Below are 23,693 nucleotides of genomic sequence, written 5' to 3' on the forward strand. Positions count from 1 at the left end.
TCCAGGTCGCTTGCACCCGGGTGCTGATCGGCCGCGCCCTACGGGCACGGCTCGTAGTGGGGTCAGGAATCGTCCGCCCGCCCGGCGCTGCAGCTACTCGTGCGACACCATGGGTCTCGGATGCGCCGTCCAGGGCTGTGAAGTGGTCGAAAGCCTCACTGAACGAGCAGGACGGCGGCAGTAGCAAGCTGTCGGTGCGCAGCTCGTAGGTCCGCCGGGTCGACCCTGTCCCGCGCGGCGTCCCGTACGGCTTGACCAAGGTGCCAAACGGCGGAAGCAATTCGGTGCCAACCAAGCGCCCAGACGGTGGCTGGGACGCGACCACGATCAGTGTTGGCGGCGGGGTCACCACCACTAGCGATGTACCCATTGATCAGCCTTTCGAGGGAGTGCTGGTTCGGCGCCTCGCGGGTGCCGTACCAGGAGGCGAGATCGAGTAGCCCGGGCCCGGTATGTGCCAGGGCGAGGTCGAGGAGGTGCCATCCCGCCGGCCCGATGTGCATCGCGCTGGGGTGCAACTCGCCATGACAGAGGCCATACGGTGGCCTCTCCGCGTCGGCGGCGAGGCGTCGGGCGTTCGAGGCGAGGGCGGTCAGTGGGCGTCTGAGCTGTTCGGGATCGGCGATTCGTCCGACGGTGTGAAGGTGGTCGACCAGTGCCAGGCCTTGACCGGGCAGGGTTTGCAGGGTGGATTGACTAACGGTGGGGAGCCCGGGAGCCGGGCCGCCTTCGTGTAGGCGAACGGCGGCGGCTACTGCGTCGGCACTGTGCGGGGGCCGAATGCTGCGCCCGAGATCGTCGAGGATCATGGCGAGGACGCCGTTGCCAGTGCTGGCGGCGCGGAGCGTGGGTACGGGGATGCGGCGTGCGGCAGCGATGGTCAGTGCTTGTGCCTCGTGAGCAAACGGCGCCTCGGCGTACTTGAGGATGCAGGTTTCGCCGTTGGCGAGGTGAACCCGTTCCACCCCGGACAGTCGCCATACGCGGATCGGTAATCGTCGCTCTGGTGCAGCCAGACCGGCTGCCATGCACAGATCGACGCACAGGCGCTCGATGACGTGGGGGTCCCACGAGCTACGACTCATTGCGGTGCGAGCCGTACGGAGGCGGTGGCCTGGTCGAACTGATCGAGCACGATGCCGAGCTGGTCGGTCATGGTGGGTGGCAAATGCTCGGTGCCGGCGCGATGGCACCGCCGAAAGTACGGCAGCAAGCGCAGCAGTCCGGCGCGAGCGCCGAAGAAGGCGTCAACGTTGCCCGAGAGGACGGCGCGGCGCAGCAGGGACGTGAGAGCCACGATCTTGTCCGCGGTGGAGATTAGGAGCACTGGGTGGTCATCGACGGTGACCGGCGGGTCGGAGCTGTCGAGCGCGGCGTGTTCGACTTCCAAGGCCCGGATGACCCGGGTCACCTCTCGGCCGTAGCGGGTGGTCAGGACGGCGTCGAGATTGATGCCGGTCGGGGCGAACTCTGGACTGTCATGCAGCAGCGCAGCCGCGACCATGTCCGGTGCGACGTCTGGAACGTGAAGGCCGAGAGTGACCGCGACCCGGACGGCGTGGGCGAAGGCAGGCCGATCGTCGATGATCCGACCGGCACACCAGGTGCGGGCGTCTGCCATGGCCTGGTCGATCGTCGGGTGGCGTGGCGGGGATAGGACGGTCATCTGGGCACCTTCCGCCCTAGGATTGGCGCGTGGATGGTCCGCTGCCGTCGTGGCCTGGCGACACCTGTGGGGTCTGCCCGGCCCAGGTGCTCGGCCCGGGACGCTTCGACGTCGTGAGCCGTCCGGACCGTCAGTTCGCCTACGACCCGGCCGTCGGGTGGCGGGTAGGCCCGGACGGTACGGCGGTGTGCGTCCATCCGTACCGAGTCGGCATGCCCCCGGGTGCGTACGCGTCCGGCGGTGCGCAGCTGCCGGACCTGAGTCTTCCCGCCCCGCCACCGTCGCCGGAGGCGTTGGAACTGCCGACGGAACGGGAAGACCTTGAGGGATGGCTGGTCGCGACACTGCGTACGGCCGGCAAGGATCAGATTTTTACGGAGGTGGCGCGGGCCGAACGGGTCGCTACCCAACGGTTCCCCGCCCGCGATGTGGTCGCGGCCCTGCGCCGAGTGCTCTCGGTCGAGCTGGCCCGCCGCTAGCTGGCAGCGCCTACGGGATTCCAGTTGTCCGGCACGGTGTCGAAGTCGATGTTGTGACTGCGTCCATCGACCCCGATCCCGACCTGCTGGTAGAGACCGTTGAGGATGACCAGCCGTCGGTTGACCTCACGGCTGTCGAGCCAGTACCGCAGAGGCTGCTCACCCCACCCGGCGGCGGCGTAGTAGTCGTCGGTGACGCAGCCCCGCGTGTAGGTGTAGGACTCCAGCTCGGTGGCGTGCGGGAAGAGCAAACCGAGGTCTGTTTGCAGCTTCGTCATGAGCGTGAACTGCGCCAAGACGGCGTGGATCATCTCGTCCACCGGGTCGGGGACCAACAGCTCTGCGGCCCGCTCGTCGCCGCCGGTCAGCTCGTACACCGCAGCCTTGAGCGCCAGCACACGCAGCGCCTCAACCAGCAGCGGCCCGCCGTCGGCCTCCAGATTCCACTTTGAAATCGTCGGGTACCCGGTGAACGTCGCCCAACACGGGCTGTACTTCATCGACGCGTCGGTGAGGCGTGCGTAGGCGGGGTGCGCCTGCATTGCCTTCAAGATTTCCGCTGCCCGCTTGCCGATCGTCGTCGGTTCCAAGCTGGTCATGGCCGTCCTCCCTAATTTGGGATCGGGCGAGCCCGGTGGCCGAGCCCCCTCTGGCGTCGGCCACCGCACCCGGTTACGACGTACTAAAGCCCTGCCGAAGCGATGTCGAACACCCTCGACACGAGATTCCGACACGGATCCTCGGAACTCATGGTCGACAGGTCAGCCGCCGGGCGCCGCAGTACGCCGAGCAGCCCAGTACGTCTCCGTCAGTCTCGCGGTCCGCCTATCGTCGGCGTGAATTGCCGACGCTCGACGGTGTTGCCAAGGCCGGGCGGCGGGGCGTGGGCCGACGCGTGGTGGTCGCCGGCCACAACCCGCCAACCGGATCGGCTGCTGCAAGAGCGTCGAGTCGCAACGGCAACGCATCTTGCGCCGATGTCGAACGCTCTCGACACGAGATTCCGACGCTATTGTCGATGATCGTGGTGCTGACGCGCCAAATGCTGTGACTAATGGCTGTCGCCCGACTCGCCACAATCGGTTAGGGTGCCCATGCGTGGTGTTGGACAGCCTCGACATCCAGGTGCGTCGTGATCGTTTAGTTTTCGCCATGGCGGAAGGCCCGGTTCGATGATCAATATTCAGGACGTCGACACCGCGAAGAAGGAACTCGGGCGGAAGCTTGCAGGCTGGCGGATGGCGTGCAAGCTCACACAGCTGGACCTGGCCCGATCGATACCCTCATCGCGCAGCACGATCGCGGGGGTTGAGCGTGGCGCTCAGGTTGTGGACCGCATCTTCTGGAGCAGGTGTGACACCCTGCTGCGGGCTGGTGGTGAACTAGCCCAGGCATATCGAAGGTTCCAGGAGCTGGAGCGGCGGTTTCAGGCCGAGAGGACCGCAGCCGCAGAGCAGGCACGGTGGGGGAACGCTGATGCATGGTCAAGCCGGATCGCTGGCTCGGACAACGAGACGCAGCCGGACCCAGGCGCGAGGCGTGTCGCGGCCGGAGAACCTCAGATCGGCGGTGTCCCGGACGACCTTCCGGGAGTAGCGTTTGACGACATGAGGCGGAGAACTCTGGTCAAGTGGGGCGCAACGGCCGCAGCGGTTGCCGGCATGGGAAGCGGAAGACCATCCGATGGCCTAACCGGCAGGGTGGGCGCTCGCGACGCCGAGCGGCTATCGAAAGCCGCTGTGCGCCTGTACGGATTGGACTATCGCCACGGCGGCGACAGCCTGTGGCAGGCAGCCGCTGCAAAAGTCAACGACGGGTATGCCATGTTGGAACAGGGCAGCTACACCGGCACCGTCGAGGGGCACCTCCTCAAGGCCACCGGACGGGTCCAGATGTGTGCTGGCTGGCTGGCGTTCGACGCGGGCGAGCAAGGAGTCGCCCGAACGTGTTTCACGGACGCGTTAGCGCTGGCCCGCCAGGCCGGCGACCGCGAGGTGGAAACGGCAACGCTGGCATACCTGGCACTGCAAGCAAACGCTCTTGGGCGGCCACGCGAGGCATCCCGGTTCGCTTCCGCAGCGGAAAACGCAACTTCGACAGTCACTGGTCCCCCAAGGTTGGGGGCCGTCCCTCAACTCCGGAAGGCGATCGCCTCGGCATTGATGGCCGATCCGAGCGGTACAGACACGGCGATTGGGCGGGCGAGGCGCGTGCTCGATCGCGACGGCGACAAACCAACCGAGCAGTGGTGCACTTTTCTGAGTCCAGCCGAATTGGATGGCATCGAAGGGACGTGCGCAGTCGAACTCGGCCGAGCAGCCCAAGCCCAAACGCTACTCGAACAGGCCATCGCTGGATACGACGATCGGTACGCACGGAACCGCGCCCTCTACCGGGTGCGCCTAGCCCGCGCTCGTCTCTCGGCCGGCGCACCCGACGGTGCGGCGGACGCAGCAAACGAGGCACTTGACGACCTAACCGGAGAGGTAGCGAGCTGGCGGGTGCACGCTGAGTTGCAGACCGTCGCCCATCAACTCGCTGCGTACCCTCGAATCCCCGCCGTCGCGGGTTTCCTCGCCCGCTATCCCAGCGTGGCGGACCACCGGTGACAGCCAGCACACCAATACCCACCTTCGACCGCCTCAACGCGACAGAACTGCACCAGTACCGCGACGAACTGTTGGCGGTGTACACCGAGGTATACGCGGAGCAGCTCGATACGCCGTTCTTTTCTGTCCCGCGCTACTGGGATCGGCTCGTTGCGTATGCATCACGCGATGGCTTTTCGGCTGTGGTCGGTCGCCTTGACAACCAACTCATTGGCTACGCCCTGGGTTACACCCTGCCGCCAGGGTCGCGGTGGTGGTCGGGGCTCCGGGATGACGTCGATCCCGCGCTGCTGGTAGAAGACGGTCGGCGTACTTTCGCTCTCAATGAAATCATGGTACGAGAGGCGTTCCGGCGACGCGGTTATGCCAGACAGCTACACGACGCGCTGCTCGCTGGCCGGTCAGAAGAACGAGCAACTCTCCTCGTGTTGCCCAATAACGCTCCCGCTCGTTCAGCCTACTTATCGTGGAACTGGTACGGGCTGGGCGAATTGCAACCGTTCAACGACGCACCTGTGTACGACGCGATGCTGCTCGATCTGGAGTGACCGGAGGGGGTCGGCGTAGACCGTAGCCGCAAGGACCGAGCACGGCGACAACCGGCTCGTTCACCCCTCGTCCGAGCCCGGCAGGCCGAAGCGCAGTTGCGGTACGTCCCACAGGTCAGGGTTCGGTAGCCGGTGCATCGCTGGCGAGGTGATCTCGATGATGAGCATTTCGGTGAGGAACTGGACGGTGGCTGCGAGGAGGTGGCTGGTGTGGGCGGTGGCGCTGTGTTCTTTCAACCCGACGGTGATGTGGATGTGGGGTTGGATGGTCTGGGTCGTGTCGTCCCAGGCGATGGTGCCGCCGCCGAGGGCTTCGATGTTGGTCAGGTCGACGTGTGACCAGACCGGGGCGTCGGCGTTGTCGAGGCGTTGGCATGTGCCGACGATCTGGGCGGTGGAGAGTCCGGCGATGAACACGGGGATGTAGCCCTGCCTGACGCCGTGGGTGCGGCAGGCGTCGGTGAGTGCGGTAAAGAAGTCGTCGCCATGGTCGAAGACGACGCCGATCATGCGGCCGGGGGTGAGGTCGTGGCTACGCATCGGTCGTGCTCGTTTCCGGTCGGTGGATGCTATTGATGAGTACGGGCCAAGGGCAGGCGGTGGGCTCGGCGAGCCCTTCTTCGGTGGTCATCGCGGTGGTGATGTCCTGCGGCTTCGTGGCGGCGGCGAGGAGGGCGCGAAGCAGGATGCGGGCCTTGTAGGGTGTAGCCGGCCGAGGGGTGGGTCTCTGGGCGAGGAGGTCCTGTTCGGAGCCGGGGAAGCTGTCGGTGGGAGAACTGGCTGAGGTGCGGCAAAGTCCTAGCTCCGACTCGTGTAGGTGGCCTCAATGGGCGTGTATGTCCACCTCGCTTCAGACGACGCTCTGGGACAAGGTCATCGTCGCGACCGCCGGTCGTGCGACCCTCGTGTACGAACAACCAGGCGAGCAACGCCTGTGGTTTCTCGTGCACGGCCGCCACTGGACACCCGTCGACTGCGCTACCCATCTGAAACAAAGCCTCCAAACACTGGCGCTCTGGCTGCAAGCGTTGAACCCCGCCCGGGCGATCCCGTCGTCAAAACGGATAGTGAACAAAACAGCGACTCTTGATCTTTGAAGGCCGAGGTCAGCGAGAGTGCTCCCCGCGCACGCGGGGGTGGTCCCGCGAGGCAGGCGGAGCTGTTGGCCAAGTCGACGTGCTCCCCGCGCACGCGGGGGTGGTCCCGGACCAGGAATGGGCACAGCAGGTGCTCGACCGTGCTCCCCGCGCACGCGGGGGTGGTCCGGCGGGACAGACCCGCCGAAGGCGGGCAAACCCGTGCTCCCCGCGCACGCGGGGGTGGTCCCCCCGGCATTAATGGCAGATAGCGTTTCCGGCGGTGCTCCCCGCGCACGCGGGGGTGGTCCCCGCACGACAGACCAGATGGGTTTGCCTGTCGTGTGCTCCCCGCGCACGCGGTGGTGGTCCCCCCGGATCGGCGACTGGCGGCGGGGTCCCAGAATGCTCCCCGCGCACGCGGGGGTGGTCCCGTGAGGGGCGGTACCGTGACCGGCATGGCACCGTGCTCCCCGCGCACGCGGGGGTGGTCCCGACGGTGAGATTCCGACGCTGACCGGTGGAGCGTGCTCCCCGCGCACGCGGGGGTGGTCCCTGTCCGGCCGCACCCAGCCCCGGCACCGGTGGGTGCTCCCCGCGCACGTGGGGGTGGTCCGAGGAGGCTCACCAGGGCAAGCCAGGCCAAGCCGTGCTCCCCGCGCACGCGGGGGTGGTCCCTGGGGCGCGTCGAACGCCGACTGCCTGCTCGAGTGCTCCCCGCGCACGCGGGGGTGGTCCCGAGTGCTGGCCACCGGCCGACAACGACCGGTAGTGCTTCCCGCGCACGCTGGGGTGGTCCCGACGGGGCCGCGTTCATGAGCGAGTCACGGCGGTGCTCCCCGCGCACGTGGGGGTGGTCCCCGGATCGGGAACGGGACGTCCGCCGGTGGGAAGTGCTCCCCATGCACGCGGGGGTGGTCCCGGATTCCACCTAACTTCCTCACCCACTGCTACGTGCTCCCCGCGCACGCGGGGGTGGTCCTGGGACGATTTCCGGCCGGTACTACGCGGTGGGGTGCTCCCCGCGCACGCGGAGATGGTTCCCTCGCTGAACCTTGATCACCGGAACGGAGGAGAATGCTCCCCGCGTATGCCGGGGGTGGCCCTCGCCCTCGTCGACAAGCTGCTGAATCCAGACGTGCTCCCCGCGCATACGGGGGTGGTCCCGTGCCGTTGCAGCCCTGGCGCATCTCTTGGGCGTGCTCCCCGCGCATGCGGGGATGGTCCCGCGACGACCATCGCCACGGCGCTTGCGACCATTTGCTCCCCGCGCACGCGGGGTGGTCCCGTCACCGCGTTAGCCGATGACGTCCTGATGTGTTTGCCAGAGACGGTCCGGGTCGATCCCGTGTTCCCGTATGACGGGGTCGAGGAAGAGGCGGGTGTCGGTGACGAGTTCCGAGGACGTTGCGAGTTTGACGTACAGGTCGACGGCCTTTTGACGTCCGCCGGTTTGCTCGACCGCGCGGAAGAAGGTTGCGGACAGTTCGTAGTTGAACGTGTTTCTGGTGGCGTCGGTGGTGAAGAAGTCCTGGTTGAGGGGGAGGGGGATCGCGAGGTCCGACTCCGACGGCCGGTACTTGGCCCAGTGTCGCTTGACGAGGTCGGTGCCCTGCCGAATCTCGGCGTCGCCGCCGGCGAGGTTCTCGGCCCACTCGGCGAAGCCTTCGATGGCCCACGTCGGCTTGTTCAGCCACTCCCGGTCGCCGCCGAAGTACACGTCCGTCATCAGGTAGGGGCCGATCGCGTGGGCGAGTTCGTGGACCATCAGGGTGTAGGCCTCGTGGTCGTTCCGGACCGTCGACATTCGTAGCACGGCGCGGCAGCCGGCCTTTGAGTCGTCGCCGAGGATCACGTCCTTGGGGGTGCCGTTCGCGGCGGAGATTTCGGCGCAGTTGATGTACCCGGCGACTCCCTCGGCTGATTCCGTCCGCCCGTATCCGAACCACTGGATGAACTCGCGGTCGTCGGCGAGCAGGATGACGAACCCGCCGGGTGCCCTCCGTTGCGCCCACAGTGAGCGCACGAACGTCTCCGCTCGGGCGGCGGCGCCGACGTAGGCGGCCGGATCCCAGCGGCTGTTCTCCGGGGCGAGCACGGTGACGCTGCCCTGCCGGGCGGACCGGAGTGGCACGGTGTCCCAGGGGGCGTCGAAGACCGGGTCACCGAACCGTTTCCGGTCGGCGTCCGGCGAGTCGTGACTCAGGTGCGCGACGTCGACGACGCGGGCGGCGTCGCCGGTGAGCGCCACGGTGTAGGTGTAGTCGGCCCGGTTCAACGCCACATCGGCTTCCATCTGCATCACCAGATGCACCGTGTGCCGGGACACGACCGCGCCGGAGGGCTGGCCCGACGGGGGCAAGGTGAGGGGGCTGGCGCTGTTGTAAAGGAGGTCGAACTTCACCGGGCGCAGCTGCTGCCAGTTACGAAACCGCACGCGTTCAAGGGCGAGCACCTCGGGGTCGCCCGGATCGACATCCGCCAACCACGCCTGCTCGTCGCCCTTGAGAACCGCCGAGGACCGTCGGGTGAGGATGTCGGTCACCAACCGTTCCGCGCGGTCAAGCGGAGGCTCCCACGTCGTGCTGGACGCGATTGTCTGGCCGACCGGCGCTGGAGCGCCTCCAGCACCATTGATGACCGCCGCCACCACGATGATGACGACCACGGCGGCGGCAACCGCTGCCCACCACACTGCCCGAGACGGCCGTGCCGCTCCTGTGGGCCCCGCTGTGGGTGTTTCCGGTGACGCCGCCGACCGGATCACCGGTTGGTCAGCCGGGCTGGCGGCGGCCGGGCGGAGATTCAGCTTCTCTGGATCCTGCATTCGTCCCCCTCAGCGAACGTGCTGCCACCCACTGATCATTATCACTGTCGATGTCTAGTGCTTTGCGGCCCGTTGCGGAGAAGATCTCCAGGCCCTGCCGAGCGGCTGTGATGACTCCCATGCGCCTGGTCTACCTGTGGAAAACGTGCCGACTGCTACATGCTCGGGCGCAGCGTCGGGCCAACGACATGGTTCGAATCTGGGGCGAGAAGTGGTTCTTGAGTGACGTGAAGGTGACCTTATGTTTGACTGAGATCTATGCGACCTGGGGAGGCGCGGCTAGCGATCGACTGCGGCACCGCCGGCACCGCAGCGGTGGTCGCGTGGCCTGACGGCAGGTGGTTGCCGCTGATGTTCGACGGTGCGGTAGTGCTGCCCAGCTCCGTGCTCGTACACCCGGGCGGAGAAGTCCTGACGGGTCAGCACGCCTGGCAGGCCGCCGTCGAACACCCGGACCGCTTCCTCGTCGCCCCACTACGATCAGGCACCCAACAGGTCAACGTCGGTGGCAGGGACGTCGAGGTCATGGACCTGGTAGCCGCGACGCTGCGGCGGGTCGCCGAAGAGGCGACGCGTGTGGCCGGATCACCGGCCGACGACGTCCGCCTGGTCGTCCCGGCGGGATGGGGACCGCGACGACGGACCTGGATGCGACACGCGGCCCACCGGGCTGGCCTCGGGCAGCCACGGCTCATCGAGGCGCCCGTCGCAGTAGCGGAACGTCTGCTGGCCACCGGAACCCAACTGCCGGTCGGCTCCTTCATCGCCGTGGCTGACATCGGCGCGGGATCCGAGGTGACCGTGCTACGCCGCGGCCCAGCCGCGTTCGAAGTGCTGTCGACACTGAACGACCCGGACGCAGGTGGCTTCGCCATCGATCAAGCACTCGTCGCGACCCTGACGCCAGGCGACAGCAGCCCCGAACCCAACGGATCCTCGCTGGCGATGTTTGCCAGCATCCGCACCGCGAAGGAAGCGCTCTCACACCACCCGGCGGTGACCGTACCCATGCCCACCGGGCCAGCCCTGATCGTCAACAGCCCGCTCCTCGAACAGGCCACCCGAGCGATCCCGGACCGCATCGCGCAACTCACGACCGAAGCCATGGACGCAGCAGAGGTCCCAGCGGACCGCCTCACCGCCGTTTATTGCGTCGGCGGCGGCGCCGCCATGCCGTCCGTGGAAAGGGCCATCGCCGAGCGCCTCGATCAGCCGCCGGTGGTGCTCACCGATCCCGCGCTCGCTGCGGTACTCGGCGCCGCCGACGCTGGCGCGACAGGCCCCGGCACCACGCAATCGGTCGAACTGCCCCCGATCCCGCCGATCCGACGCGCGGCCGCGATCGCGGTGCCAGGGCTGGCGTCGTTGGGACTGATAGCACAGTTCCTCCTCACCGCCACCTGGAGCAACGGCAGCCGAATCCATCGCGGCCCGAGCTTCTACGTGACAGTCAACTGGGGCGAACTCGCCATGGCCGCGTTGTTCGCCGTCATCGGCTGCCTCGGCGCGGGCACGATCCTGGCATCCCTCATCGCAGCACGCGGCACCACCAACGATCCGAGCAACCCCGGCGGACAGATGGGCACCGGGATCCTCGCCGGCGCATCCCTCGGCGTCGCGATCGCCGGCATGTACGCGATCGTCAGCAGCCTGTACTTCGGGCTGGACGTCGACCCATATCTGCGGTGGGCGTTGGTACCCGTCGCCCCGGTCGTGGCGATGGCAGCGGTAGCTGCCCTGATCGCGACCCGGCAATGGCGCACACCCCACAACGGATGGTCTGACCTCCTCGCTTTCCCCACCGGCTCGGTACTGACAGCGGCGACGGGCATGGCCCTGGTGCAGTACTCCATGACCGCCGACCGCTGGCCGAACATGGTGTTGTGGATCGACATCGCCGGCCGGGTCGGCGGCTTGCTCCTCGGCATCGGTGCGGTCCTGGCGATGGTCTCCACGCTGGTGCTACGGATCGTCCTCGCCGCGCCGATCGCAGTCATCTCGGCGGCGATCGTCAGCTGGCGAGCCGTCGGCATCCTCGGAGTCGTCTACGCCCTCACGGTGGCGTTCTGGTGGATCCGCAGACTCTGGCCGCTGATCCCCCGCCCGACAGGACCCATGAACCCATGATCGGTGACGAGCCCACAGCCGGACCGGCGACGAACCGACCGACAGCACGCCATCGGCGACACCAGCCCGGATGGAATCGTGCGCAGAGCACCGTGGGCACCGACGCCAAGGGCGCCCGCACTTGGATGGCCGAACGTCGGAGTGGGTTACGACGGAGCGGATCGGTCCGGAGGCACCATGACGGCGTGGCATGGGTGGCAGGCCGCCCGCCGACGAGATGCAGGCGCGGGGCGTGAGCATGCGCTGGCCACAGCGGGTGGCGTTTGCCCTCTTCCTCGCGCTGCTCCTGACTTGCCCGCCGGTCGTGCTAGCGCGATTCGTCGGCTGGCCCATCCAAGATTGGCCGAGCTCGCAACAGACACGGTCGCTGATGGCGCAACCGCTGACCGAACAAACACTGACGATCGCGCTGGCCCTGCTCGCCTGGCTGGTCTGGCTCCTGCTGGTCGGCACGGTCGTCATCCGCCTGATCGCGCGACTGCGCGCGGGTGCCCGATGGGTGCGACAGATGCCGCTACCCACACCCATGCAAGCCACCGCCAGCGGAATCGCCGGGGTAGCCGTTCTGGGCGTCAGCGCCAACACCACCACACCGCAGTCGGACACCCCGCCTCCCACGGCCGCCGAAACGCTCGACCACCCGAGCAGCGAAAAGCCTGGCAACCAGCACGACCAAAGCGACTCCCTGCACCGCAGCGCGCGTGACGGACTGGTCTTAGCCGGCGGATGGGTGCCCCAGTCCACCGCCGAGCAGATCGCCGCCGCCGGCGCCCTGGTGTGGCTTCGCCGTCGCCGCAGCTACCGGCCCGACCCATCCAAGAATCCTTCACATGACGACAGCGACCTGACGCCGCTGCCGGCAACCGTCACCGCCGTGCAGGCCGCACTCGCACCCTCCCCGAGCGGCGGACCCAATGCCGGGCAGCCCGTACCGACATCGATCGAACAGACCACCGGTCGCCCACGCGACACACAGTCACTATCGCTCGCCGACCTGCCCACCGCGGGACTCAGCCTGACCGGACCTGGTGCCGCCGACGCCGCCCGCGGAATGCTCATCACGGCCCTGCTCGCCGGGCTTCGACATCCGCGGACGCCGAGCCTCGTCCGCCTCATCACCACGACGCCGGACATAACAATGCTCCTAGGCGTCACCGATCCCTGGGTGCACGACGTCCCCGGGCTGCACCTCGCTGACAGTGTGCAAGACGCCGTGGCGCTCCTGGAAGCACAACCGCACCAACGACCGCAACCAGACTCCAGCCCGTCACACACCGACCCCCCGGTCGCCGTACCTGACGACCCGCTCATTCTCCTCATTCAAACGCCCACCACCTCCGGCGCCGCCGCCCGCCTGACGGCCGCTCTCAGAGACAGAGACGGCGACACCATCGCAGTACTCCTCGGCGCCTGGCCCCAGATCACCACATGGCACGTCGAGGTCACCGGCCACAGCCACGACGTGAACACTCCGAACCTCGCCGGACCGCGACTCTGTGTCCTCGACGCCATCGCCACCACGGACCTGCTCACCGTGATCAGTCACACCCAGCCCACCCAGGCCAACGCACACCGGCCCCCGCAGTCCAAAGACCCGCAGCCGGCACCCCGCACCGTCATCCCACGACAGGCTCCCGGCTACGACACATCTCCCACCAAGCCCACGGCCAACCCGCAACTACAGCGGTGGAAACTGCGCATCCTCGGCGTACCAGCACTCTTGTGTGACGGCCAAACGGTCAGTGTCCGCCGCAGCGCGGCCATGCAGGCACTCGTGTTCCTCGCCGTCCACCGCCAGGGCGCCACTAGCCGACAGCTCACCGAAGCTATCTGGCCTGGAGTCCCGGCACACACCGTTACAGGCCGGCTCTACACGACACTCAGCGAGCTACGCGCCACCATCCGAGCCGCCAGCGGCCCGGACATCGTCCACCATCACCACGACCGCTACCAGTTGGCCCAGGACCATCTCGATGTCGACCTGTGGCGACTACAGGCGGCAGCCGACGAAGCCACCACCGCCCTTGTCGACCGTTCCCTAGCCTGCCAGGCCGTAGTCGACGGCTACACCGGCGAACTCGCCACGCAGCAGCCCTGGCCCTGGCTGGACGCGCCTCGGGAACTCACTCGCCGGCTCGTCATCGACGCGTACGCCGTTCTGGCCGCCGAACAACACGACCCACACCACACGCTGACACTGCTTCAGGACGCCATCCGCGTCGACCCGCTCAACGAGGACCTGCACCGCCAAGCCGTGCATGCCCTCGCCGCGCTCGGCAACCATGCCGCCGTGCAGGAACTCCTCGACAACTACCACCGCCGGCTCACCACCGCCCGCCTGGAGCCCAATGACGACCTCCGTCGAATGGCCGCCCAACTGCGCTAAAAAGCAGTTTCCCCGCCGCGCGTTGACCGAACCAGACAACTACCCGTACCTGTGCAGCCGCCTGATGGCAGCAGAGACAATCCCGATCAGATCCGAGATGATCACTGCGAGCCTTCAGCTGTGGTTTGGCCCGGAGCGAGTATCGCCTGCATCAACGCCCGAGGCAGGTGCTTGCTGGCATCGAGAATCTCCAGGCCGAGGATGTGACCTTCCGCATCAACGTCGAGGTTGAACATGCCCTGGTAAGGGTCGGACATCGCTGTCCGCTCCGAGGCTCCAGGTGCCACGGGGTGTTGGAGATAGATGTACGCCGCATCAGCAATGCTGTCGTAGGTACAGACCAGCGGCAGGCGCGCTTCCATGAACATGGTCATCAGGCTGACACAGCATCTGATTGACCACAGACATGACCAGCGCAGCGTCCCCGATGCGTCAGACGGCCGCCCGCACAGCAGCCTGACCGCACCGGCGGGCGGGCGTGGAGGAATCCTCGTGTGGCTACGTCGTGAACGTTTGTGGCCACAGCGCTAGTCGTTCGAAACCTCGACGATGAGGTGGCTAGTTCCCGGCACTGGATGGGTACCAGGAACCAGCGCATCAGGCAGCGCAGCGACGGCCTCTGCTGGAAGATCTACTTCCAACAGGCCGTCGCATGGTCGCCGAACGGCGAAAACCTCTGCGCTTCGCAGCACGACGCGAATGTTGTTGCCGTCAAGGAGCAGTTCGCGGCCGTGTGGCAGCCGGTCGCGCACCGCTTGGGCCACCATGGCGGTCGTGACGGTTTTGAACCGTAGCCGGATCGTGTCTTCCTCGATGGTCCAGCCGAAGCCCGCGACCATGAGTAGCCCGGTCGACGAGCCGTCACGGGCACGTCCGGCCTTGATCGCGGCCCGCACTGCGGGATCGTCAGTAAGCGATGGCCGGTCCAGGTCGGTGACCAGCAGCGGCGCCTGTTCGGCGAGCAGGCTCAGCACACCGTCGGTATTCCACTGCCGAGCTGCCGCATACTCGTCTCCGGTTAGGCCCACCACCTGTAGGAACTGCATTCGGCCGTGCAGGGTATCGATCGTGCCCAACTCTGGGTCCTCGGTGAAGGCCAGCGCTGTCACCGCAGTCTCATAGTCCTGCCAAATGGGTCCGTTCGCGTTCATGTGATGGCCCGGCTCGAACCAGTTGCCGCTGGAGAACACGTACCGGGCGAGGTTCTGCAACAGGTTCGCCGCCCATATCGGTGGTTCGGTGTCACCGGTGTCGCGGGCTACCCGGAAGGTGAACTCGAAGCCCCAGCCCGACTCGTCGGGGTTGTCGGTCTCCTTGGCGTACAGCTCACTCATACCGTAGCCGACGATGTGCCAGTGCGGCACCGGCTCGTCACGCGGATAGAAGCTGATGCCGTCGAGCGGGCCCGGGCCACCCAGAGCGAATCGGTGCAGCGTGCCGTAGTGCTTCGGCTCGAGATCGGGGTACAGCTCGGCGAGACGGGCGTCGATGGCATCCCAGCCGAGGGCGTCGGAGGTCACTGAAAGATCAAAACACGCCGGTCCGCGCGCGGCGCACCGGACCCAGGTGAATGAGCAGGGCGACCGCGACTGCGATTCAAATGTCGGCGGTGGTGACTCGCCGACGACCGAGGATGACTGGGGAAGCGGAAATCAAGGAATCGCTTAGCAACGGGACCCGGACGCTGATGCGCCGCCGGGCGGCGCACTACTTTCGGCATGACCGGCGGTTGAGCCACACCCCCACTGCTCACGGTCCGTAGCGTACGGATTGCGGCATGAGCGGATACTTGCCGAGACGATGAGGACCATGCGGCGACACGAAGGAACGAGCATGCGGAACGATGATCCAGTGAGGATTCATGTTCGCGGTCTCGTTGTTCCTGACCTGCTGCTCGTTCTCCTGCGGGAGGGCAGGTGGAACCATCCGGGCGAACCTGCCATCGCCCGAGTCATGCCTTGGTTCCAAGACCCGCTGGAATTTCTTGCCAGTACCCAGCAGATGGAGCGGGAGTCGCAGTCGCTCGACCGGCTGATCCAGGATGACGAGATGGCGGCGCTGTTCCGATTCGCTCGAGGGCCGGCGGCAACCGGTCCGGTCGTGCTGCCCTGGCTGGATGTCGACCGCGCTTTCTTTATCGCCACGGCGCAATACGCCGGTGACGACACGGCCGTCGCGCTCGACTACCGAACGAGTTCGTCTGATCCACGAGTCATTGCCAGCGACGTCTGGACCAGTTCTGCGCCGTACGCCTGGCGAACGGTCGCCGAGACCTTGTCCGAGTTTGTGGCCGAACTGGGTCTCAACGGAGCCGACGCCGAGCCTGTGGTCACGTAGCTGAGCGTCACAGCCACCAAGCACTCGTACACGGGCAGCGGCAGATGTGCGAGCCTGAACAGGACCCTGATCCTCGCTCGTGTTGAGAGTCAGTTGCCGGCCTGAAGCTGGCGACCTTTGCTTATTCGGTCAGCCCGAAGATTCTCGGCGGTCAAGGCATGCTCGATCAGCCCGTTCCGGTAGCCCACGTGAGGAAGAGCCGGCGCCAGCTCCAGCAGTAGGTCCAGGTCTGTGAGCGCCCCGCCGTCGAGCAGCCGATAGGCCGCACCGGCCGCCCTCAGCGTGACGTCCTCGGACTCGTGTCCGAGCCCCTGACGCACCAACTCGGCGGCCATACCAAAGTCGCCGTCCTCCGCCGCGAGATCAGCCAGATCCAAATGAAGCGACCAGTTGGTCGGGTCGAGCTGCAGTGCTCGTCGCAGCGCTGCGGCTTGCTGCTGTCGGTCACCGAGAAAGCTCCAGGTCCCTGCGCGAACGACCTCCGCCAGGATTGTCCGCCGCACAGCGTCGGCACGAGCACACAGAGCCAGCGACTGATCCGCTTGTCCACAGAATCGCAGCAGGATCGCCATACGGGCCATCTGCTCGGCTACCGGATCCCGGCCGCAGACCACGTCAATGGCCCGCAGCCACGGCAGCAGGCACTCACGCACCAAATCGTTGTCGAGATCTGTGCCGTAGTCAGTGATGATCACAGAAGCGTCGGCCAACCCGGTAACCGTCACCGCCCCGAGAAACCGTTCGTCGCTGAACCAGGGCGCACTGCCCCAGGCGATATCAGGCCGATAACCGATCACCGACCCCAGCCGTCGCGCGGCCTGGTCCATGTCACCGTCGAGGAAGCACAGGTAGGAACCGGCGAGGAACTGCCAGAGGCTGCTCGGTTCGGCTACGGCTGCCGCGACCTCTGCGCCCGATTGCCGGTGCAGTTCAGCGAGCATCGCATAGGGCTCCGGGTCAGCCGGATCATTTCTGACCGCGCCAACGACGTACGCCACGGCCTCGGCGGGTGAGCCGCCGCAATGCGCCATGACCCGAGCGATGGCAAGCGATGCAGACCTCGACACGGTCAGGCACGTTACCTCAGCATCGATGACGGGGCCGCGTCCGCTTCTCGGCAGATCAGGATGTTGAGCGGCGCCAGAGGTCGCTACGGTGTGTGATGGTGGGCTGCACCCCGTCGCGCACTGTCGGCGGCATGAGCGTACGGTGCTCCGGCCCACCTTCAGCCGGCCAGCCAAAGTGAACTCGCCGGCCAGGCGAGTTCACCGCTGAGTTGGTTCAAGTTGGGATGTCCGTGCCGATGCATGGCTTATCGCTAATCACCTCCACAACCACGTCGGTTGTGGCAGCCGCTCCTTCTGAGAACGTTAGGCGAACGCGGTAGACGGTCCCGTGGCCGTCGATCGATGACCAGTCTCGGTTCGCCGATATGACGAACGAGGTGATCCGTTGCTCTGTCCAGCCCGTTAGCGCCGTGTCGTCAAGCCGGGCAACGCTGACGTCATCCCCACCGCAAAGCATCCGGCTAGCACCGGAACGATCACCCGCCACCACCAGGCCAAGGTAGGCGGCGACACGCTGGTCCGCCTTACGACGTTCGTCGCGAGCAGAAGCCTCCAACGCCGCGTTTCCGGACCAACAGGCGAGAAGTACGACAACGATGATAGTGGCCGCCCAGCGAAAGCCCGATCGACGCCACACCGGTACCGCCATAGCCCTTGATCGTAGTAATGCTAAGGCTCCCTCCGATGATCGGGAGTGGCCGAGGACTCCGCGCAGGAGTCCACACGGACGCACGCTCTTCGGCAGAGCCGGAAGCTGCGCGACCTGGTGGCCCGTCACGGAGCGTGGTTGCTGCGATCGGCGAGCGAGCCCGTTGGGCCGCTGAGGCGGGGCGCTGGCGGGCGTCCCTGTCCCCGGCGGGGCGGGATGTTGGGGAGCAGATTGGGAGCAGCGGGGTGCTTCCAACGGCGCTGAATGGCGTTCAACCTGGTCGAGCTGTTCTGATCGTCCCTGCGTCGACCGGGGGCGTTGACATCCGTGCTGGTCAGGGCGTCGCGGACCGTTCCGTGACACGGAAGGGGTCACTGGTTCAAACCCAGTATCGCCCGCCAGCTAGACCAGCAGGTCAACGGCTCGTCACCGGAAATCCGGTAACGGGGCCGTTCTCGTTGTGCCCCTTATGTTGGGAGCAAACTGGGAGCGCGTGATCGTCTGCGGCTATTCGTTCCGGCGACGGTGTGACGCGGCCCGTCCGGGACCCCTCGTGCGCCGGGAGCATGTAGACCGGACCGGACTGACCGGAACGAGCCACCGCCAGATCCGCCTCCACCGCGCGATCGGGAGGCACCTCACCCAGCACCTCGGTGGTTGGCCACCGACAGGCTTCCGCAGGCTGTGACTGGCCAGCGTGACAGGCCGACGCGCTACTGGTCGCGACGGGACGGGCGCCGGAACGCACCGAACCACTGGATTTCGGCGATCTCGCGGGCGACGGCGGCATCGTCGGCGGGGTCGCCGGTGGCTATGTGGTGGGCGATGGCCTGTATGCCGCCGTGAACGAAGACTCGTACGGCCGTGTCGATGCGTACATCGGCCGACGTTGTCCCGTCGCGTTGTGCCGTCTCCAGAAACCGCCGGCCCAGGACGAGGTGGCGTTCGAGTTCGTCGTTCCAGAAGTCACGGACGGCCTCGTCGTAGGCGGCGACCTCGAGGACCGCGCGCAGCAGGTGAGCCTGTTCCCGGTACATCCGGATGACGTCATGCAAGATCTCCACCATCGTCTGGAACGGGTCGGCGCTCTCCGGTTCCCAGCCGGTCACCTTGCCGTATGACGTGGTTTTCAACTTTTCGGTCAGACGAAGCAAAACTTCCGTCTTGTCCCTGAAATGCATGTAAAAGGTCGAGTTGGCGATGCCTGCCTCCTCGATGATGCGCTGCACCCCCAGGTCCGTGAACCTCTCTCCGCCGGCGAGCAGGGTCTCGACCGCGGTCAGGATCCGGGCCTGGATCTCGGCCCGGCGTTCGGCCGCGTGCACGGCCCGGCGTGTGGTGATGGATGGCATATCGCCACCGTAGCGCAGTGCTTGTACGCTTCACTCGAACGCGTCGTTCGAGTGAAGCACTCGATGGATGAGTCGCCCAGTCCGACACACCCGACGATGGGCTCTCATGTCATTGCTTCCCGGCTCCGTGCTGACCGGCGCGAGCGGAGACGGTGCCTCGACGCGCCGCTCGTTCGCCGGTCCCAGCAGCCGCAACCGGGATAACCGTGCATCGCCGACCCGTTTCCACCGCCGCACCTTTTCTTCACTGAAAGGCCACTGACATGTCCCTCGTCACCACCCCCTTCGGGCCGAAGGCCACCGCCACGGAGGTCATCGCGGGCGTCGATCTGACCGGGCGACGCGCGCTCGTCACCGGCGCCACCGGGCTCGGCGCGGAGACCGTCCGGGCCCTGGCTGTCGCCGGGGCCCGCGTCACCGTCGCGACCCGCGACCCGGGTACGGCAAAGGAGCTCGTCTCGGCGTTCCCCCACGTCGACGCGGCGCCGATCGACCTCGCCGACCTGGCCTCGGTACGGGCGTTCTGCCGCTCCTGGGAAGGTCCCCTGGACATCCTCGTCGCCAACGCGGGCATCATGATGCTCCCCACGCTCCAGCGGAACGCCCAGGGCTGGGAGATGCAGCTCGCCACCAACTACCTCGGCCACTTCGCACTGGCCGTCGGTCTTCGGGCCGCGCTCGAGGCGGCCGGCCGGTCCCGGGTTGTCGTCGTCAGCTCCGGCGCGCAACTCCGGGCCGGCGTGGACTTCGAGGACCCCCAGTTCGAGACCCGCCCCTACGACCCCTTCGTCGCCTACGCACAGTCCAAGACCGCCACCGTGCTCCTGGCGGTCGGCATCGCCCGCCACTGGGGCGACGCGGGTGTCACGGCGACCTCCTGCGCTCCCGGCGGCATTCCCACCACGAACCTCGCCCGCCACATCGCGCCCGAGTTCCTGCAGGCCATCGGCGTGATAGATGCGGACGGCAGCCTGATCATCCCCGACTACGCCAAGACCCCGGAGCAGGGTGCCGGGACCACTGTGCTGCTGGCCGCCTCGCCCCTCCTGGAGGGTGTGACGGGACGCTACTTCGAGGACAACCAGGAGCAGCCGGTGGTCCCGGGCGGTCCGGAAATCGCCATGGGCGTGGCGGAGTGGTCCGCCGACCCCGAGGCGGCCGACCGGCTCTGGGACCTCGCGCTCCCGGTCGTGGAGAAGGCACTGCGCTGAGTCGAACCCGGGGGCGGGCCGTCCGCAGCCCGCCCCCGGCGTCCGCGCTACCGCTGCTGAGCCTCTGCTGACGCCGATGACCAACGGACCGCGCCATTCGCCGGTGCGCTGACGGACGGACGGCGCGGCCATCTCGTCCCGGACCACCTGCGCCACGCCTGTCGGCCCCGGGCGGGTTGCACCGCCGCGGCTTCACGGGCAGGATCGTGCACATGATCGAGAGAATCGACTCCTCTTTCCGCCGGTGAAGCCGGCCCTGGGCTGCGACCGATCGAGCCCTCGATGAGCCTCTTCGCGCACGCGATGCGACTGCACCGCCAGTACCCGGATGATCCACTACCGAGATACGGCGAACCCCTACCCGACGACGCGAGCCACCCGCCGCGGCGGCGGATCCCTGAACCCGAGGACCGACGACTTGTCGGAGCCGACGTCGCCGCCGTCCTCGACGCCTACTTCGCGAATCCGATGTCGACGCCGGAAGAACTTGTCCACGCCTTTCACCACCTCTACCCGCCGTCGAACTCCAACCAGCACGTCGCCGCCGCGGCGCTGCGAGCCGACCGGCAACGCGTACAGGAGACCGGCCGCTGGTTGGTCAGACACAGTACGGACCGGTGCTCGGTGGATGTCGGGTTGGCGCTGCTCGCTCACGCCTGGTCGGCGGAGAATGTCCCGCTGGTCCAGACCATCGGACTGCTGTCGAGACAGTTCGGCCCACGGGCTGCGGAAACCCTCCGGGGGCGGGGCGGCACGACGGACGCACTGCTCTGGCTGGCGCGACGCGTGACGATCTGGGGACGGGTCCACACGGTGGAGGCGCTGTTGGACCTCGGCGGCGCCGCCGACCGGTGGCTTCTGCGTCACGCGTGCGATGGCAGCCCACTGGACGGGTACTTCGCGGGCACGGTCGCCACCCGTGCGCACCTGCACGCGGCGATCACCAGCCCGGCCGTCGACGACGATCTGGTCGACCACACCGGACGGCTACTGGCGGTCATGACCCGCTGTCACGGCATGGGTCTGACGATCGAGCACTACCCACCGGCGCGAGCCGTGCTCGCGGCCCACGCCGGGCACCTCGGCCGTCAGACACCGGGTCTGGAGCGGTACCTCAACGCCGCCGTCGTCGCCGATCATCTCGCCGAGCTGCCACCCGACGGCAGGGAGTGGATCGGTGCCGATCGCGAACCGATTCTGGCCAGGTACCTCGGGGTGCTGCAGAGCGACGAGTGGTCGACAGCGGTACGCCTCATGCTGGACCGGAGCAACGAGTACCACGCCTGGTTGGCCGGTACCACGGCGGCGCGGCTACGGCTGCGAGCGTTCGACGGCTTCGGCCCGAGCGCGGACATCGCGCCGACCGGTACGACATAGCCCGTTCGTCCACCGCCTCGGAGGGTGCTGGGCTGGGCGATCCAGAACGGATCGTACTCGCGCCGGTGCCCCGGGTCATCTCGGCTTGATCAGCAACGATGAGTCCACCTTTGATCAGGCGCCGCTGCTGGAAGTGCCGGAAACCCGGATGACAGGGGTTGCCAAATCGTGAACCTTGGTGCGGTGACAGCCGCGGACGACATGAGCGACGCCGAGAACTGGGCGGGCGGGTTCTACGAACTGATGCTGGTCCTCGGGCCAACCGACGACGCCAGGTTCGACCGAGGCATGCGGTCTCTGTGGCGGGCCGCCGGTGTCCGCGAGTGCCGCGCAGGGCCCGGACTGGTCGACGTCGAGCCTGGTGCGGCCGCGTTCGAGGTGGATGGGCATCTGCGCGGGACGTTGGTCCTGCCGTCCGGTAGCCGGGTGGTCTGTGGCGGCTACTCGTTCCGGTACGAGGGCACCGATAGCATCCAGCTTTACCTACCACTCGGTGCGCTGGCCCGACTCGACCACAGGATCGGCGGATACCCCTTCGATCAACGTAGCGGTGTTGAGTCACTGGCCTGGCGGGCACCGCTCGACCGATGGCTCGCCGACGTGGCCGTCGCCGTGTACGCCGACGTGCCCTTTCAGCGCGCCCTTATTGGCTTCGAGATCGACGAAGAGACCGATATCACCACCGATAAGCGATACGCCGCCACCCTGCTGTCCGGTTCCGGAGGCATGGACTACCGCCCAGCGACCGCATGAGCACCTGACATGGGAGCAGCGGAGCGCGCCCAACGACGTTCGGCCGCGCGACTGACGCGATCGGGTCCGTCACAGTCACGCCTGACCCGGATCGCCACAAACGGACCGCCCGCCGTAGGCAGACCACGCCCGCCGATGAGTTGGCGCAGGTGCAGACGCAATTGTTCGCCGCTCTGACGCCGGTGGTCGCGGTGGCGGTCGCGTCCAGCGAAGGGGACGAATTCGCCGACTCAGGACACTGGACCTCAAGTCTGGTTCACGTTCTAGGTTGTTTCCATGAATGCGACGTACTTCGATGACGCTACCCGTAGGGCCGAGATCGAGGCGATCATGAGGCTGGTTGCGACGGTCGAGCACGCACAGAACTACGATCTGCCGGACGAGTTTCTCGGCCTGTTCCGGGACGACGCCATTTGGACGACCGGTGGTGGCAAGCGCCTCTTCGGGCTGGACGCGATCTCGGCGTTCACGCACCAGGTGCTCCCCGGTGGGATGCGGGGCATGTCGGTCACGTTTGAGCTGGAGCACGTGCTGTTCATCCGGCCCGACGTCGCGGCCGTCAAGCTGCGCCAGATCTACCAGACGCCCGACGGTCCGGACGTGGGTTCTCCGCTGTGGGTGATGGCGAAGGAAGACGGGCAATGGCGTCTGGTCGCCAGCCAGAATATCGGTGCGCCCGACGACGAGTTGCTGGCCGATTCGACGGGTCAACCTGTCTTTGACCCCGGGAGTCGATCCTGACCCTGGTGATCGCGACCCGCTCGACCTCCCGGCTGACCGCCGTGCTGAGCCACCGGGTGAGCCAATCGATTGATCTCGTAGCCGTCAAGGCAGCCGATCATCGATAAGCCGTTCCGTCGTCGCCTACTACCCACCGGAGTCGCACCCCGTCGCCGAGCGGGTCCGACAGTGCCTGGTCGAGCTGGGTGATCTCGACCGCACCACGCGTCTTTTCGCCTCGCGGCAGCCGGTTTCCGTGCTGTGGGACTGGGAGATGGCCAAGCTCGCCGCCGGCCCGGCTACCCGGGCCGCCTGGCCGCAACTGTGGAACCTGCTGCTGAACCGCCGCGTCGACGAGATGACGGCCCAGCGGTCCTGCCACGGCGACCATCGAGTCTCAACTGGCGCGGGCCTGCCGCGTCACCGCTGATGTCGGCGAATACACCGTTTACCTGATCCGGCGCCCGGCTTCTCCGTGCGCGTCAGGTGGGTGGTCCTTGGGCTTGGGA

The 23,693-nt window shown here is 67.1% G+C and carries 23 protein-coding genes, 1 tRNA gene and 1 CRISPR repeat array; of the genes, 14 read left to right on the top strand and 10 right to left on the bottom strand.

Translation table 11 applies throughout. The features are described from left to right. Positions 1–155: 155 nt before the first annotated feature. Positions 156–1,028, bottom strand: coding sequence for a hypothetical protein (locus ACI2K4_RS09415; RefSeq protein ID WP_404509975.1), 873 nt, complete (start codon positions 1,026–1,028; stop codon positions 156–158). Between the two features lie 53 nt (positions 1,029–1,081). Further along, positions 1,082–1,621, bottom strand: a complete 540-nt coding sequence (locus ACI2K4_RS09420; RefSeq protein WP_404509976.1) for a metal-dependent phosphohydrolase — start codon at positions 1,619–1,621, stop codon at positions 1,082–1,084. Between the two features lie 74 nt (positions 1,622–1,695). Here ACI2K4_RS09420 and ACI2K4_RS09425 point away from each other — a divergent pair, with 74 nt between their 5' ends. Beyond that, positions 1,696–2,145, top strand: a complete 450-nt coding sequence (locus ACI2K4_RS09425; RefSeq protein WP_404509977.1) for a hypothetical protein — start codon at positions 1,696–1,698, stop codon at positions 2,143–2,145. On the opposite strand, the gene ACI2K4_RS09430 is transcribed toward ACI2K4_RS09425, so the two are convergent. Beyond that, a complete protein-coding gene (locus ACI2K4_RS09430; protein ID WP_404509978.1) occupies positions 2,142–2,744 on the bottom strand; it encodes a hypothetical protein in 603 nt (200 codons plus the stop codon). The two genes, ACI2K4_RS09425 and ACI2K4_RS09430, sit on opposite strands and share 4 nt — an antisense overlap. A 242-nt stretch (positions 2,745–2,986) precedes the next feature. Between ACI2K4_RS09430 and ACI2K4_RS09435 the strand changes: the two genes are divergently transcribed. From ACI2K4_RS09435 to ACI2K4_RS09445, 3 genes are all read left to right on the top strand, one after another. After that, a complete protein-coding gene (locus ACI2K4_RS09435) occupies positions 2,987–3,196 on the top strand; it encodes a hypothetical protein (protein ID WP_404509979.1) in 210 nt (69 codons plus the stop codon). A 121-nt stretch (positions 3,197–3,317) separates the two neighbouring features. After that, positions 3,318–4,754 carry a helix-turn-helix domain-containing protein gene (locus ACI2K4_RS09440; RefSeq protein ID WP_404509980.1) on the top strand — a complete coding sequence of 479 codons (1,437 nt, stop codon included), beginning with the start codon at positions 3,318–3,320 and terminating at the stop codon, positions 4,752–4,754. Continuing rightward, positions 4,751–5,302 (top strand): GNAT family N-acetyltransferase, encoded by a 552-nt coding sequence (locus ACI2K4_RS09445; protein WP_404509981.1) that lies wholly within the window; start codon positions 4,751–4,753, stop codon positions 5,300–5,302. Before ACI2K4_RS09440 ends, ACI2K4_RS09445 begins: the two co-directional genes overlap by 4 nt. A 60-nt stretch (positions 5,303–5,362) precedes the next feature. On the opposite strand, the gene ACI2K4_RS09450 is transcribed toward ACI2K4_RS09445, so the two are convergent. After that, positions 5,363–5,842, bottom strand: coding sequence for a PPC domain-containing DNA-binding protein (locus ACI2K4_RS09450; protein ID WP_404509982.1), 480 nt, complete (start codon positions 5,840–5,842; stop codon positions 5,363–5,365). Between the two features lie 296 nt (positions 5,843–6,138). Between ACI2K4_RS09450 and ACI2K4_RS09455 the strand changes: the two genes are divergently transcribed. Further along, on the top strand, positions 6,139–6,399 hold the full coding sequence (locus ACI2K4_RS09455; protein ID WP_404509983.1) for a hypothetical protein: 261 nt from the start codon (positions 6,139–6,141) through the stop codon (positions 6,397–6,399). A gap of 18 nt (positions 6,400–6,417) precedes the next feature. Then, positions 6,418–7,667: a CRISPR direct-repeat array (repeat unit 28 nt; unit sequence GTGCTCCCCGCGCACGCGGGGGTGGTCC). Positions 7,668–7,675: 8 nt separating this feature from the next. On the opposite strand, the gene ACI2K4_RS09460 is transcribed toward ACI2K4_RS09455, so the two are convergent. Beyond that, positions 7,676–9,145, bottom strand: a complete 1,470-nt coding sequence (locus ACI2K4_RS09460) for a hypothetical protein (RefSeq protein WP_404509984.1) — start codon at positions 9,143–9,145, stop codon at positions 7,676–7,678. Positions 9,146–9,556: 411 nt separating this feature from the next. On the opposite strand from ACI2K4_RS09460, the gene ACI2K4_RS09465 reads away from it, so the two are divergent. After that, the gene (locus ACI2K4_RS09465) at positions 9,557–11,332 is read left to right on the top strand and encodes an Hsp70 family protein (protein WP_404509985.1); all 1,776 of its coding nucleotides are present in this window, start codon (positions 9,557–9,559) and stop codon (positions 11,330–11,332) included. Between the two features lie 238 nt (positions 11,333–11,570). Beyond that, complete coding sequence (locus tag ACI2K4_RS09470) at positions 11,571–13,718, top strand: BTAD domain-containing putative transcriptional regulator (protein ID WP_404510313.1); 2,148 nt, start codon at positions 11,571–11,573, stop codon at positions 13,716–13,718. Between the two features lie 101 nt (positions 13,719–13,819). Here the strand turns inward: ACI2K4_RS09470 and ACI2K4_RS09475 are convergent, their stop codons facing one another. Both ACI2K4_RS09475 and ACI2K4_RS09480 read right to left on the bottom strand, forming a co-directional pair. Further along, positions 13,820–14,086: a DUF2283 domain-containing protein gene (locus tag ACI2K4_RS09475; RefSeq protein ID WP_404509986.1), complete on the bottom strand. Its 267-nt coding sequence runs from the start codon at positions 14,084–14,086 to the stop codon at positions 13,820–13,822. Positions 14,087–14,245: 159 nt separating this feature from the next. Then, entirely contained in the window at positions 14,246–15,238 is a 993-nt protein-coding gene (locus tag ACI2K4_RS09480; RefSeq protein ID WP_404509987.1) for a suppressor of fused domain protein, read from the bottom strand. A 313-nt stretch (positions 15,239–15,551) separates the two neighbouring features. Here ACI2K4_RS09480 and ACI2K4_RS09485 point away from each other — a divergent pair, with 313 nt between their 5' ends. After that, entirely contained in the window at positions 15,552–16,055 is a 504-nt protein-coding gene (locus ACI2K4_RS09485; RefSeq protein WP_404509988.1) for a hypothetical protein, read from the top strand. An 89-nt stretch (positions 16,056–16,144) separates the two neighbouring features. On the opposite strand, the gene ACI2K4_RS09490 is transcribed toward ACI2K4_RS09485, so the two are convergent. Together ACI2K4_RS09490 and ACI2K4_RS09495 are read right to left on the bottom strand one after the other, a co-directional pair. Then, a complete protein-coding gene (locus ACI2K4_RS09490; protein ID WP_404509989.1) occupies positions 16,145–17,122 on the bottom strand; it encodes a hypothetical protein in 978 nt (325 codons plus the stop codon). Between the two features lie 214 nt (positions 17,123–17,336). After that, positions 17,337–17,771 (bottom strand): hypothetical protein, encoded by a 435-nt coding sequence (locus ACI2K4_RS09495; RefSeq protein ID WP_404509990.1) that lies wholly within the window; start codon positions 17,769–17,771, stop codon positions 17,337–17,339. Positions 17,772–18,084: 313 nt separating this feature from the next. Between ACI2K4_RS09495 and ACI2K4_RS09500 the strand changes: the two genes are divergently transcribed. Beyond that, a tRNA-Leu gene (locus tag ACI2K4_RS09500) sits at positions 18,085–18,172 on the top strand. 312 nt (positions 18,173–18,484) lie between these two features. On the opposite strand, the gene ACI2K4_RS09505 is transcribed toward ACI2K4_RS09500, so the two are convergent. Continuing rightward, positions 18,485–19,123 carry a TetR/AcrR family transcriptional regulator gene (locus ACI2K4_RS09505; protein ID WP_404509991.1) on the bottom strand — a complete coding sequence of 213 codons (639 nt, stop codon included), beginning with the start codon at positions 19,121–19,123 and terminating at the stop codon, positions 18,485–18,487. A gap of 263 nt (positions 19,124–19,386) precedes the next feature. Between ACI2K4_RS09505 and ACI2K4_RS09510 the strand changes: the two genes are divergently transcribed. The 5 genes from ACI2K4_RS09510 (at position 19,387) to ACI2K4_RS09530 (ending at position 23,614) form a co-directional block, all read left to right on the top strand. Next, positions 19,387–20,334: an SDR family NAD(P)-dependent oxidoreductase gene (locus tag ACI2K4_RS09510; RefSeq protein ID WP_404509992.1), complete on the top strand. Its 948-nt coding sequence runs from the start codon at positions 19,387–19,389 to the stop codon at positions 20,332–20,334. A gap of 282 nt (positions 20,335–20,616) precedes the next feature. Continuing rightward, a complete protein-coding gene (locus tag ACI2K4_RS09515) occupies positions 20,617–21,711 on the top strand; it encodes a hypothetical protein (protein ID WP_404509993.1) in 1,095 nt (364 codons plus the stop codon). A 183-nt stretch (positions 21,712–21,894) separates the two neighbouring features. Beyond that, positions 21,895–22,464, top strand: coding sequence for a hypothetical protein (locus ACI2K4_RS09520; RefSeq protein ID WP_404509994.1), 570 nt, complete (start codon positions 21,895–21,897; stop codon positions 22,462–22,464). Positions 22,465–22,740: 276 nt separating this feature from the next. Further along, positions 22,741–23,205 carry an SgcJ/EcaC family oxidoreductase gene (locus tag ACI2K4_RS09525; RefSeq protein WP_404509995.1) on the top strand — a complete coding sequence of 155 codons (465 nt, stop codon included), beginning with the start codon at positions 22,741–22,743 and terminating at the stop codon, positions 23,203–23,205. Positions 23,206–23,458: 253 nt separating this feature from the next. Then, entirely contained in the window at positions 23,459–23,614 is a 156-nt protein-coding gene (locus ACI2K4_RS09530) for a hypothetical protein (protein ID WP_404509996.1), read from the top strand. Positions 23,615–23,693: the final 79 nt, after the last annotated feature.

The organism is Micromonospora sp. NPDC050397, from assembly GCF_044901685.1.
Lineage (GTDB): Bacteria > Actinomycetota > Actinomycetes > Mycobacteriales > Micromonosporaceae > Micromonospora_G.